Annotated in this window: 12 protein-coding genes; 4 read left to right on the forward strand and 8 right to left on the reverse strand. The window is 65.1% G+C overall.

The genetic code is table 11. The features are described from left to right. Positions 1–758, reverse strand: a 758-nt coding sequence (locus ALC15_RS11605) for an NAD(P)H-hydrate epimerase (protein ID WP_063781808.1), incomplete at its 3' end; no start/stop codon positions are given. 353 nt (positions 759–1,111) lie between these two features. On the opposite strand from ALC15_RS11605, the gene ALC15_RS11610 reads away from it, so the two are divergent. The 3 genes from ALC15_RS11610 (at position 1,112) to ALC15_RS11620 (ending at position 3,602) form a co-directional block, all read left to right on the forward strand. Next, the gene (locus tag ALC15_RS11610) at positions 1,112–1,450 is read left to right on the forward strand and encodes a P-II family nitrogen regulator (RefSeq protein WP_011441447.1); all 339 of its coding nucleotides are present in this window, start codon (positions 1,112–1,114) and stop codon (positions 1,448–1,450) included. 150 nt (positions 1,451–1,600) lie between these two features. After that, positions 1,601–3,010, forward strand: coding sequence for a type I glutamate--ammonia ligase (gene glnA / locus ALC15_RS11615; protein WP_050627332.1), 1,410 nt, complete (start codon positions 1,601–1,603; stop codon positions 3,008–3,010). A 142-nt stretch (positions 3,011–3,152) separates the two neighbouring features. Beyond that, a complete protein-coding gene (locus ALC15_RS11620; protein WP_050627333.1) occupies positions 3,153–3,602 on the forward strand; it encodes a GNAT family N-acetyltransferase in 450 nt (149 codons plus the stop codon). Between the two features lie 85 nt (positions 3,603–3,687). Here the strand turns inward: ALC15_RS11620 and ALC15_RS11625 are convergent, their stop codons facing one another. Next, a complete protein-coding gene (locus ALC15_RS11625; protein ID WP_050627334.1) occupies positions 3,688–3,951 on the reverse strand; it encodes a tautomerase family protein in 264 nt (87 codons plus the stop codon). 152 nt (positions 3,952–4,103) lie between these two features. Between ALC15_RS11625 and ALC15_RS11630 the strand changes: the two genes are divergently transcribed. Next, positions 4,104–5,081 carry a GlxA family transcriptional regulator gene (locus tag ALC15_RS11630; RefSeq protein WP_050627335.1) on the forward strand — a complete coding sequence of 326 codons (978 nt, stop codon included), beginning with the start codon at positions 4,104–4,106 and terminating at the stop codon, positions 5,079–5,081. A gap of 115 nt (positions 5,082–5,196) precedes the next feature. Here the strand turns inward: ALC15_RS11630 and ALC15_RS11635 are convergent, their stop codons facing one another. From ALC15_RS11635 to ALC15_RS11660, 6 genes are all read right to left on the reverse strand, one after another. After that, a complete protein-coding gene (locus ALC15_RS11635; RefSeq protein ID WP_050627474.1) occupies positions 5,197–6,264 on the reverse strand; it encodes an ABC transporter substrate-binding protein in 1,068 nt (355 codons plus the stop codon). 163 nt (positions 6,265–6,427) lie between these two features. After that, positions 6,428–7,486 (reverse strand): dipeptidase, encoded by a 1,059-nt coding sequence (locus ALC15_RS11640; protein WP_244486037.1) that lies wholly within the window; start codon positions 7,484–7,486, stop codon positions 6,428–6,430. A 36-nt stretch (positions 7,487–7,522) separates the two neighbouring features. Beyond that, positions 7,523–8,173, reverse strand: coding sequence for a glutathione S-transferase family protein (locus tag ALC15_RS11645; RefSeq protein WP_050627337.1), 651 nt, complete (start codon positions 8,171–8,173; stop codon positions 7,523–7,525). Between the two features lie 100 nt (positions 8,174–8,273). After that, positions 8,274–9,098, reverse strand: a complete 825-nt coding sequence (locus ALC15_RS47575) for an ATP-binding protein (RefSeq protein ID WP_050627338.1) — start codon at positions 9,096–9,098, stop codon at positions 8,274–8,276. Then, a complete protein-coding gene (locus ALC15_RS47580) occupies positions 9,077–10,576 on the reverse strand; it encodes a PAS domain S-box protein (RefSeq protein WP_050627339.1) in 1,500 nt (499 codons plus the stop codon). The genes ALC15_RS47575 and ALC15_RS47580 overlap by 22 nt, the downstream gene beginning before the upstream one ends. A 412-nt stretch (positions 10,577–10,988) precedes the next feature. Then, the gene (locus ALC15_RS11660; protein ID WP_050627340.1) at positions 10,989–11,759 is read right to left on the reverse strand and encodes a gamma-glutamyl-gamma-aminobutyrate hydrolase family protein; all 771 of its coding nucleotides are present in this window, start codon (positions 11,757–11,759) and stop codon (positions 10,989–10,991) included. Between the last annotated feature and the right edge of the window lie 265 nt (positions 11,760–12,024).

The raw sequence follows: 12,024 nt of genomic DNA on the forward strand, positions 1-12,024 counted from the left end.
CGCGCCGCGCCGGTTGAGGCGAGATCGCCGGAGACCACGACGGCGTGCCCCCTTGCGTATTTATGACCGTCGATCCGTGGCACCGGAAACGACCATCGCCAGGCCTCCGGGGCATTCTCCGCGGTCAGCGGCTTGATCTCGTCGAGCACCTGCGCGTCGATGCCGATATCCGCAACGCGGACCCGGCCGCAATAGATCCGGCCCGGCAGCAACAGATGCGCGGGCTTCTTGCGGAAGAAGGTAACGGTTTCGGTCGCCTGCACCGCCGCGCCCATCACGGCTCCCGTGGTGCCATTGATGCCGCTCGGCAGGTCGACCGCCAGCACCGGCGTACCGTTGGCGTTGACGGCCGCGATCATCTCCAGCGGATCGCCCTTCACCGGGCGATTGAGGCCTGCGCCAAACAGCGCGTCGATGATCAGCGCCGGCTTGCCGAGCGCCTGCGGGTTGAACGGCAGCACGGGATATTTCCAGCCCTTCGCTGCCAGCGCAGCATCGCCTTGCAGGCTGTCGCGCTCGCAGAGCAGGATCACCGAGACCTCACGGCCGCGCGCGGCGAGCTCGGCGGCGGCGACAAAGCCATCGCCGCCATTGTTGCCACGGCCGGCGACCACGACGATCGGCCCCTCCTCGACCAGGTCCATCGCGGCCTCGGCGACAGCCTGGCCGGCGCTCATCATCAGCGCGAAGCCCGGCGTGCCTGCTGCGATGGTCAGCCGGTCGGCACGCTCCATCTCGGTGGTGGTCAGAACGTCCATGCCGAATCCTCAATCGCTTCGCCTTTTCGAGAGGCAATTCCTGTGACGTTCGCGGGGTTTCTACTGGCCACCTGCATACGGATTGATCTATTTGCCTATTTGTTAGGCTTGGATATCATAGCCCATGTGGTTCGATATCAACCGACTGCCTGTTAAAAGGCTGATAACATTCCAAAATCGGGGACCTTAACAACTTGGCATAGACCCTGCTTTTGAGGAAGCCGCGTACAGGCCGCTCGATGCGACCATTGCGCGTGTTTCCGGCCACCGGCCGGAAGGCTTAACACCAACCAGACTGCGCCCCACGCGCATCGAACTCGACCCTGCAATCTGCAATGCCCGGGAGGCGCTCAGTGAAGAAGATTGAAGCCATCATCAAGCCCTTCAAGCTCGACGAGGTGAAAGAAGCGCTCCAGGAAGTCGGACTGCAAGGCATCACCGTGACCGAGGCCAAGGGATTTGGCCGCCAGAAGGGCCATGCCGAGCTGTATCGCGGTGCGGAATACATCGTCGACTTCCTGCCCAAGGTGAAGATCGAGATCGTGATCGGCGACGACCTGGTCGAGAAGGCAATCGACGCGATCCGCCGCGCGGCCCAGACCGGACGGATCGGCGACGGCAAGATCTTCGTCTCCAATATCGAGGAAGCCATCCGCATCCGGACCGGCGAATCCGGGCTGGACGCTATTTAAGGGCGGTGCTATCCGGAATTTCTGACGCAAAAGAGAAAAAAGGCTGCTTCGGCAGCCTGATTTCGTTTGAGTAGTCACACGAACCCGCCAAAAGCGGGAATAACGTCGCCCACCGCCGGAAACACACCCGCACATCCATAAGGGGTATTCATGAAGACCGCCAAAGACGTCCTGAAATCGATCAAGGACAACGACGTCAAATACGTCGACCTGCGCTTCACCGATCCGCGCGGCAAGTGGCAGCACGTCACCTTCGACGTCAGCATGATCGATGACGATATCTTCGCCGAGGGCACCATGTTCGACGGCTCGTCGATCGCCGGCTGGAAGGCGATTAATGAATCCGACATGTGCCTGATGCCCGACCCGGTGACCGCGACGATCGACCCGTTCTTCGCCGAGACCACCATGGTCATCACCTGCGACGTGCTCGAGCCGACCACCGGCGAGCCCTACAACCGCGATCCCCGCGGCATCGCCAAGAAGGCCGAGGCCATGGTGAAGTCTATGGGCGTGGGCGACACCGTGTTCGTCGGCCCCGAGGCCGAGTTCTTCGTGTTCGATGACGTGCGCTATTCGGCCGATCCCTACAACACCGGCTTCCGCCTCGACTCCTCCGAGCTGCCGATCAACTCGGCCACCGAATATGAGGGCGGCAACCTCGGCCACCGCATCCGCACCAAGGCCGGCTACTTCCCGGTGCCGCCGCAGGACTCCGTGCAGGACATGCGCTCCGAGATGCTCGGCGCGATGGCCAAGATGGGCGTCAAGGTCGAGAAGCACCACCATGAAGTCGCTTCGGCCCAGCACGAGCTCGGCATGAAGTTCGACACGCTGACCCTGATGGCCGACCAGATGCAGGTCTACAAGTACTGCATCCACCAGGTCGCCCACATCTACGGCAAGACCGCCACCTTCATGCCGAAGCCGGTCTACGGCGACAACGGCTCGGGCATGCACGTCCACCAGTCGATCTGGAAGGACGGCAAGCCGACCTTCGCCGGCAACAAGTACGCCGACCTGTCGGAGACCTGCCTGCACTACATCGGCGGCATCATCAAGCACGCCAAGGCGATCAACGCCTTCACCAACCCGTCGACCAACTCCTACAAGCGTCTGGTCCCGGGCTACGAGGCGCCGGTGCTGCTCGCCTACTCCGCGCGCAACCGTTCGGCATCCTGCCGCATCCCCTACACCGCGAACCCGAAGGCCAAGCGCGTCGAGGTGCGTTTCCCCGACCCGATGGCCAACCCGTATCTCGGCTTCGCCGCGATGCTGATGGCCGGCCTCGACGGCATCAAGAACAAGATCGATCCGGGTCCGGCGATGGACAAGGACCTCTACGATCTGCCGAAGGAAGAGCTGAAGCAGATCCCGACCGTCTGCGGTTCGCTGCGCGAAGCGCTGGAGAGCCTCGACAAGGATCGCGCGTTCCTCAAGAACGGCGGCGTGTTCGATGACGACTTCATCGACGCCTATATCGAGCTGAAGATGACCGAGGTCGCCCGTTTCGAAATGACCCCGCACCCGGTCGAGTTCGAGATGTACTACTCGCTGTAAGCTTGCAGCACTGAACGCATGCGAAAGGCGCTTCCACCGGAAGCGCCTTTTGTTTTTGGGGTAGACGTCCGTAGGATGGATGGAGCGAAGCGATACCCGTCCTGCGTCTTGACTGTGTCCCTGCGATTCCTGGTGTCAGCCCATGACCGAAGCCATCGTCCGCTCTGCGGTAGAGCACGAACTGCCCGCGGTGTTGAACCTCTACCGACATCTTCATCCGCACGACCCCGAGCTGGAGACAACCACTGCCGAGCGGGTCTGGTCGACGCTGCTTGCATCCAGCTTCATGACCGTGATTGTCGCACAGGCGGCGGACCTGCTGGTCGCTTCGTGCACGCTCGCGATCGTGCCCAACCTGTCTCGAGGCGGCAGGTCATATGGCGTGATCGAGAATGTCGTCACTCACGCCGACTACCGTCGGCTCGGACTCGGCCGGCGGGTCCTTGCTCATGCACTCGATCTTGCCTGGCAGGCCGACTGCTACAAGGTCCTGCTGGCGACGGGCTCGAAGCGGGAGAGCACCCTCCGCTTCTACGAGGAAGCGGGCTTTCTGCGCGGAGGCAAAACCTACTTCGAGGTACGTCGTCCCTAGCCGCGGTCGCGTGCTTGTCAGACGCATCGAGCTGACGTGTGCAAAAGGCGCCTCTACCGGAAGCGCCTTTTGTCCTGTTCGGCGATTACGCCTTCACTTTCGCAACCCGCCGGCCGCCGGCATCGAGCGCGCCGAATTTGCCCGCGATCAGGTCCGGCGTCGGCATCATGCCGCCGAGCGACCAGCTCGCCGGCTCGCCCTCCTCGATCTTGACCCAGACGTTGCGGCGGAAGTCCGGGTCGCCCTGCCCCTCGACCTCGACCATGAGATCGGTGACGCGCTCAAGCAGCGCCTTCTTCTGGGCGACATCGAAGTTGCCGCGGACGGTGGAAATGGTGACGTAAGGCATGGTCTCTCTCCATTGTAGAGGTGGTGACAACGCAGCGAAGATGGACCGGCACGGCGCGATCAGGCAGTGGCCGATCAGACGGAGATCGGGCAATATCTGCCACCGCCTGATCGCGCCGATCGGGTAGGATGACGGCATCGCCTGGAGGTCCCATGAAGCTTGCGATCCTCGCGCTGGAAGGCTGCATGCAATCGGCGGTCGCCGGCATCGCCGACATCCTCACGCTCGGCAACCATGTGATGGCGCTGCGCGGCGGCAAGGCGCGCTTCAGCTGGCAGACGCTCTCGCTCGACGGCAAGGCGGTGCGTGCCGGCGGCGGCAAGCTGCTCGCCGTCGACGGCGCAGTCAGCAAGCGGGCGGCATTCGACGCGATCATCGTGCCCGGCAGCCTGGTCGATCATCTCACCGCCGAGCGCCTGCAGCCGCAATATGACCGCGCCGGCGCCTGGCTGCGCCAGCAACATGCCAGCGGCCGGCTGATCGGCGCCTTCTGCAGCGGCGTGCTGCTGCTCGCCAATGCCGGCTTGCTCGATGGCCGCCGCGCCACCATCACCTGGTGGCTGCAGAGCGAGCTGCGCCGCCGCCATCCCCGGATCGATCTCGCCAGCGATGCCGTCATCACGCAGGCCGACCGCCTGGTCTGTGCCGCCGGGCCGATGTCGTGGGTCGATCTGCTGCTGCGGTTGATCGAACTGGTCGAGGGCGCTGAGGTCGCGAAAATCTGCGCCGACTATGCCGTGATCGACACCGCGCAGCGCACCCAGGCGATCTTCATGCCGCTCGGCTACATGCTCGGACAAGACCCGCTGCTGATCAAGGCGGACATGCTGGTGCGCCGCACCGGCAAGGCGCCGATCACGGTGCGGGGCCTCGCACAGGCGCTGGGCCTGAGCGAACGCACGCTGAACCGGCGCTTCCGCGAGCTGACCCACGAGCCACCGCAGGCCTTCATCACGCGCCGCCGCGTCGAGCACGCCCGCACGCTGCTGGAGACCACGGCGCAACCGATCAAGGCAATCGCCCGCGCCACCGGCTACGAGGACGAGAGCAGTTTTCGCAAGGCTTTTCGAAAGCTGACGCTGACATTGCCGCAAGCCTACCGCGCGCAGCGATCAATGCGAGCGGCCTAGCCGCGTCGGACGAGGAGCGTGCAGGACGGATAGAGCGTAGCGAGACCCGTCAATTTCGAACCACGCAAAGATGGGTTTCGCTGCGCTCTACCCATCCTAACGACCGCGGCCCGCGCTACACCCTGAACAGCTTCGCGTACCTCGCCTTGATCTCCTCGCTCTGCGCCTGCACCTGGGCCGGATCGGCCTTCAGCATCTTCAGCTTGTCGAGCGGCACGTGCCCGGCCTTCTCCTTCACCCCGGCGTGGAACGAGCGGTGCGCGAATTCGTCGGCCAGCATCTGCTGGGTTTCGGCGCTGAAGAAATAGCTCTGGAACAGCCGCGCCGCGTTCGGGTTCGGCGCGCTCTTGAAGATGCCGCTCGGCACGATGATCAGCGGCGCGCCCTCGGCCGGGTAGACCACCTCGACCGGCTTGCCCTGGTCCTTGGCCAGCACGAGGTTGTAGTCGTTGCCGTCGGCCATGACGGCGCGCTCGCCGAGCAGGATCTTCTTCGGTGGATCGGCGGCCGACTGCACCTGCATCACCCGCTGCTGCGACAGCTTCTCCAGGTACGGCCAGCCGAGATCGCGCGCCAGCACGAAGGTCGCGGTCAGGATCGCACCGGAGTAGCCCGGGTGAGCCTTGACGATCTTGCCGCGCCACCGGGGATCAAGCAGATCGGCATAGCTCTTCGGCGCCTCCTCGCGCTTCACCTGTTCGGTGTTGTAGCCGATCACCTCGAACCAGGCGCATGAGGTCGCCGAGGTGCCGTCGGGATCGATCTGGTCAGCCGGAAAATGTTTTGCGACGGCTTCCGGCATGTAGGCCGCGAGCCAGTCGTTCTTCTTCCAGTCGAGGTAATGCGCGGGATCGGTCGAGTTGGCGACATCGACGGCGTGGATGCCGCTGCCCTGCTCCTGGGCGATGCGCTGGAAAATCCGCTCGGCGCCGGAGCGTTCGACGCGGACGCTGATGCCCGGATATTTCTGCTCGAAGTCGCGCGCCAAGCGCTCGGCCGTGTTCAGCTCCAGCGCGCTGTAGAACGAGATCTTGCCTTCCTTCTTGGCCGCGGCAACCAGTTCCGGCGTCACGGCCTCAGCCGGCGGCGCCGCCGCCCGCAGTGGTTCGGCGAACACCATGCCGGCGGCGGTGGCCGCCGTCACCTTGAGCCAGTCGCGTCTCGACCATTTGCGGTCCTGCATTCCCATGCTCCCTGAGATCGGGCCGTTGACCGGCCGCTCGATTGTCGAGGGAGCATAGCGCGTAGGATGGGTGGAGCGAAACGGTACCCATCATCTCTCCTTGCGACCGAAAGCTGGTGGGTTTCGCTTCGCTCTACCCATCCTACGGACTACAGGCGACCGGTCATCGCCAACTTTGGCGCAACACCCGCATCCAATTGTCAAAGGCGATCTTGCCCAGCGTGGCGTCATCGAAGCCGTGCCCGCGCAATGCCTGGATCAGGCTCTGGAGATGGCTTGCATCCCTGAGCGGACGCGGCATCACCGCACCGTCGAAGTCGGACCCCAGCGCCACGTGATCGTCACCCATCCGCTCGACCAGATAGCCGAGATGGTTGGCGACCGTCTCGATCGGTGCGTCGGGATCGCTGTGCCCGTCCGGGCGCACCTCGGACACACTGAAATTGAAACCAACGACGCCGCCTGACGCCTTGACGGCATCGAGTTGCCGGTCGGTCAGGTTGCGGGTCGCGGGGCAGATCGCGTGCGCGCAAGCGTGGGTGACCACGATCGGCGCCGTGCTGATCGCCGCCAGATCCCAGAAACCGCGCTCGTTGAGGTGGGCTGCATCGACCATGATTCCAAGTTCATTGCAGGCCCTCACCAGCGCCTTCCCGGCGTCGGTCAGACCGGGCCCGGTGTCCGGCGAACGCGGATAGGCGAACGGCACGCCGTGACCGAAGATATTGGGCCGGCTCCAGACAGGGCCGAGCGACCGCAGGCCGCGCGCGTACAGCCTCGCCAGCCCGTCGAGATCGGCGTCGATCGCCTCGGCGCCCTCGAGATGCAGCACGATCGAAAACGCCGCATCCCGCCGCGCCGCCTCGATCTCATCCACGGTGGTCGCCCAACGGATTTTTCCGTCGGCGCGGGCCACCATGGCATCCAGCGCGCTCAGCTGGGCATCGATGGTGCGGCGCGCATAGGCCGCATCGAGCGGCTCGGCAAGACGCACCTCGTACCCGTCGGCGGTTCGCGTGAAATCGCCTTGTCGCGGATGCTCCGCCTTGGCGTACATCGCGAACAGGCCGCCAACCATGCCGCCTTCCCGCGCGCGCGGCAGATCGAGATGCCCCTCCTCGGAGCGCACGAGAAAGTCCCGACCGCCTTCCCGGTACTCGGCGAGGTGTTGAGCCGCATCATTGTGGCCATCGAAGATCGCGATCATGGTGTGGTCCTGCACCGTGCATTCCTCGCGTCGAACTTGCGCCAAGTAGGGTCAGCCCGCGACTTGCGGATTATTGACCGCCAACTGAGCTGCAAAAGCCCGCTTGTAAGCGGGCCGCGCTTCGCCGCGGGCGACATACGCCGCAAGCTTCGGATGTCCGTCGAGCATGCCCGAAGGTTTGAGCCGGAGCAGCACCGACACCATCATCAGGTCGCCCGCGCTGAACGCGCCGTCGAGCCAGTCGGCATCGCGCAGACGAGCCGACAGCTGGTCCAGCCGCTGACGGACACGATCCTCGACCAGCGGCAGCCGTTCCGCATGCCACGGCTTGTCGCGCTCGAACAGCCTTGCGGTCGCGAACTCGAGGATCGGCGGCTCCACCGTGTTGAGCGCGGCGAACATCCAGGCAATTGCGCGCGCCCGGGCATTGGCGTCACCGGGCAGCAGGCCAGCATGGCGCTCGGCGAGGTGGAGCACGATCGCCCCCGTCTCGAACAAGACGAGATCGTCCTCCTCATATGTCGGTATCTGGCCGAACGGGTGAACCGCCAGATGCGCGGGCTCTTTCATCGCAGCAAATGAAACGAACCGGACCGCGTAAGGTTGCCCCACCTCTTCAAGCGCCCAGCGAACCCGCGTATCCCGCGCCAGTCCCTTGCCGCCGTCGGGCGACCGCTCAAAGGCGGTAATCGTCATGGTCACTGCAGGCTTCTCCCCGGCGAACGCGGTGGTTGCGCAGCTGGTTGCGGATCCCGGTGCGCGATGTTCGCGCGGCCGCCGCGCTCGTCAGCGCGTCCGCATCCTAGCTCTTTTCCGGCGGATTCTCGCGCAGGAAGCGTTCGAGATCGGGCTGCACCGAGTAAGGCTGCGGAACCGGATCGCCCTGGAAGTCGACCTGAAGATCAAGGCAGCGTCGCAGCACCCGCGCCAGTTCGCTGCGCCGATAGGGCTTGGTCAGCAGCGGAATGCCATGGCCGCCGCGCCCCTGTTGCGCCGGCAGGACGCCATCGCTGTAGCCCGAGGTGAACAGCACCCGCAGCGCCGGGCGACCGGCCATCAGCGCTTCCGCCAGTTGCCGGCCGTTCATGCTGCCGGGCATCACGATGTCGGTGAACAGGAGATCGAACGCGGTGCCGCGGTTGACGATCTCGAGCGCGGCATCCGCGTTCGCCGCCGCCAGCACCTTGTAGCCGAGGCTCTCGAGCTGGCCGGTGACATAGTCGCGGATCGTGGGGTCGTCCTCGACGCACAGGATGGTCTCGTCGCCGCCCCTGACCGGCAGATCATCCTCCTCGGTCGCGCGTTGCGCGCTGCGTTCCGCCTTGGGCAGATAGATCCGGAAGACGGTGCCGCGGCCCTGCTCGCTCGTGACCTCGATCCCGCCGCCGCTCTGCTTGACGAAGCCGAACACCATGCTCAGGCCAAGCCCGGTGCCCTGGCCGACCTCCTTTGTGGAGAAGAACGGATCGAAGATCTTCTCCAGATGCGACGGCGAAATCCCGGTGCCGGTGTCGGCGACCTCGATCACGAGGTGGTCGCCGGCGCGCTCGACACCGTGCGCCACGGCGTCGGGAATGCCGAGCTGGATGTTGCGGGTCGCAAACGTCAGCGTGCCGCCCTCAGGCATCGCATCGCGCGCGTGATGGCGAGATTGACCAGCGCGGCGCCGAGCTGGCTGCGATCGACGAAGGCGAGCCAGGCGTTGCGGTTGAGCTCCGTCCTGATCTCGGTCTGCGACCCCAGCGTCTGCGACAACAGGCGGACTACTTCGCCGATCAGGTCGTTGACGTCGGTCTCGGCGGGCTGCAGCGGCTGCTTGCGCGCGAAGGCCAGCAGGCTCGAGGTGAGCTGCGCGCCGCGATCGGCGGCATCGCTTATCAGCTTGGCGATCGCGGCAAGCTGCGGGTTGTCCTTGACCCCATCGGCCAGGATCTCGACCGTGCCCGTGATCACCGTCAGCATGTTGTTGAAGTCGTGCGCGATGCCGCCGGTCAGCCGCCCGAGCGATTCCGTCTTCTGCGCCTGGATCAACTGCTCCTCGGCGATGCGGCGCTGGGTGACGTCCCTGACAAAGGAATTGATGATCCAGCCATCGCCGCGGCGCAGCGCATTGAGCGACACTTCGACATGGAAGCGGTGACCGTCGCGGTGCACGGACGCGGTCTCATAGCGCATGCCAATGCCGCCGCCCGCGGCCTCCTGCAGGAAGCGGGTGATGCGCTGCCGGTGCGCAACGCGAAGCTCCTCCGGAAACACCAGTTCGACGACGCGACAACCGACCGCCTCGGAGCGCGTCCAGCCGGTGAGCGCTTCGGCCTGCGGGCTCCAATCGAGGATGATGCCGTCCTGGTCTGTCTGCACGAAGGCGTCGAGCGCGGTCCTGACGATGGCCTGCGCCATCTGCTCGCTCTCCACCAGCGCCTGATGCGCCTGACGCTGCGCGGTGACATCGTGCAGCACGATGACGGCCCCGCGCAGGTTGCCGGCATCGTCGCGCAACGGCCTGGCGTTGACGACAAGATAGACGGCCGGTTCGGGCCGCAAGGGTTTGACGATCAGTTCGCAATCGTCGATGTCCTCGCCGCGCAGCGCGCGCGCCATCGGCGTGTCCGCGATCGGCATCTCGGTGGTGCCGTCGGCATAATAGTTCTGAAAAGTGCGAACGCCGGTCAGGGTGTCAAAACCGGGCTCGACACCGTACAGCCGCCGCGCCGCCGCGTTGACGATCACGATCATCGCGTGCTCATCGGCGACCACCACCGGATCGCGGATGCTCTCGACAGTCTTCTCCAGCAGGTGCTGCCGGCTGCCCAATTGCGCCGAGAGCTCGGCAAGTGTCGCGGCGAGCTGGGCGGCCTCGTCATTGCCGACTGCCCCGCTCGGGACCGGCTGGCCGCGCGACAGCGCGTCCGCCGCCCGCACCAACTGGGCGGGCGTCCTGGCCAGCGATCTCGCAATCAGCTCAGCAGTCATCAACACCACCGCAACCGCGCCACCGGCGAGCGCCATGCCCGGCCAGGTCACGCCATGGATGAAGCCCAGTGTGAGCAGGAGTGTGACGACGGGAAGCATCATCCCGACCGCCAGACGGCCCGACAAATTCATCCCGACCAACTCATCGTGAGCAGTTGCACCGGAAAATGGAAAAGGAAAACAGGAGCAGGAAAGGTATTGTCGGCGCCGGGGCAATATCGGGTGGCTTGCACCCACTTGCTTAGCCGAGTCCGCCGCCGCAATCCGCCACTTTCGTGTCCGTATAAGTACGGAGATATTGTCATTCCCCGACGCCGGTTGTCCGGACCCGGCACCAGAACGCAAGGCGCGGACGGATGACGTCGCGAAGATGCGGATGCATGACCACTGACGACGACACAAACTCGGTGTCGTCCCTGCGAAGCCAGGGACCCATAACCACCGATGCTGCTTGTCGCACGATGGCGGAGCGACGAGTCCCATTCACAACAACCGCCGCGGCCTATGGGTCCCTGCTTTCGCAGGGACAGTGGAGCTTGGGCCCCTACGCCGCCCGCCGCCGCTCGCGCAGCGCGTCGCCGAAGGCCTCGAACAGCGCGCGATTGATCGGGTTGCGCTGCGGATCGTATTCGGCGTGCCACTGCACGCCGAGCGCAAAGCCTGTGGCATCCGCGATGCGGATCGCCTCGATGGTGCCGTCCTCGGCGATGCCTTCGATCACGACGCGCTTGCCGGGCTCGAGGATGCCCTGGCCGTGTAGCGAATTGACGCGAATGGTCTCGCGGCCGAGGATCTTCGCGAAGGCGCCGCCCGGCGTCAGCGCAACGTCGTGACGGTCGGCGAACACCACGGTCGGATCAGGATGGATCTCGCCGTTCTCCAGCCGCGGCATCCGGTGGTTCATGCGGCCGGGAATCTCGCGGATCTCCGGATGCAGCGAGCCGCCGAACGCGACATTCATTTCCTGCAGGCCGCGGCAGATGCCGAAGATCGGCACGCCGCGCGCGACGCAGGCCTCCGACAGCGCCAGCGCGACATCGTCGCGGTGGATGTCATAGGGCTCGTGCGCGGCACAGGGCTCGGTGTTGAAACGGGTCGGATGGACATTGGCGCGGGCCCCGGTCAGCACGACGCCATCGACCACGTCGAGCAAGGCGCCGACCTCGGTGATTTCGGGGCTGCCAGCAAACATCAGCGGCACGGCACCCGAGACCTCGGCAACCGCGCGAAGGTTGCGCTCTCCGACCATCTGGACTGTGAAACGATTTTCAATGCGATGGGCGTTTCCGATCACGCCGACCACGGGCCGTCTCATTATTGAAGTCTCGCGCAATGATTCTTCTAGGTTTGCGACGTTGCGGAGACAATCATGCCTTCGAGTTCCCCAGGGATCAACCGCCTAGTTCTGCACAGGGGGGCTTGCAGTCCTGCACAGGCCAGGTCCGGCGATGCCCAAACGGCCGCCAGGAGCCCGGAAACGCCCCAGCCGGCGGCCTCGCCGCCACAACCGCCGGTCGGCGGCAAACCGGCACAGCGCTCGCAGCTTGATCCCGGCGGAGTTTTCGCCAAAGACTGCTCCG

The organism is Bradyrhizobium viridifuturi, from assembly GCF_001238275.1.
In the GTDB taxonomy this organism is placed as follows: domain Bacteria; phylum Pseudomonadota; class Alphaproteobacteria; order Rhizobiales; family Xanthobacteraceae; genus Bradyrhizobium; species Bradyrhizobium viridifuturi.

Excerpts from the sequence above, each read along its gene's own strand:
- glnA (WP_050627332.1), top strand. The coding sequence starts at position 1,601 with ATGAAGACCGCCAAAGACGTCCTGAAATCGATCAAGGACAACGACGTC.
- ALC15_RS11620 (WP_050627333.1), top strand. The coding sequence starts at position 3,153 with ATGACCGAAGCCATCGTCCGCTCTGCGGTAGAGCACGAACTGCCCGCG.
- ALC15_RS11625 (WP_050627334.1), bottom strand. The coding sequence starts at position 3,951 with ATGCCTTACGTCACCATTTCCACCGTCCGCGGCAACTTCGATGTCGCC.
- ALC15_RS11630 (WP_050627335.1), top strand. The coding sequence starts at position 4,104 with ATGAAGCTTGCGATCCTCGCGCTGGAAGGCTGCATGCAATCGGCGGTC.
- ALC15_RS11635 (WP_050627474.1), bottom strand. The coding sequence starts at position 6,264 with ATGCAGGACCGCAAATGGTCGAGACGCGACTGGCTCAAGGTGACGGCG.
- ALC15_RS47575 (WP_050627338.1), bottom strand. The coding sequence starts at position 9,098 with ATGCCTGAGGGCGGCACGCTGACGTTTGCGACCCGCAACATCCAGCTC.
- ALC15_RS47580 (WP_050627339.1), bottom strand. The coding sequence starts at position 10,576 with ATGAATTTGTCGGGCCGTCTGGCGGTCGGGATGATGCTTCCCGTCGTC.
- ALC15_RS11660 (WP_050627340.1), bottom strand. The coding sequence starts at position 11,759 with ATGAGACGGCCCGTGGTCGGCGTGATCGGAAACGCCCATCGCATTGAA.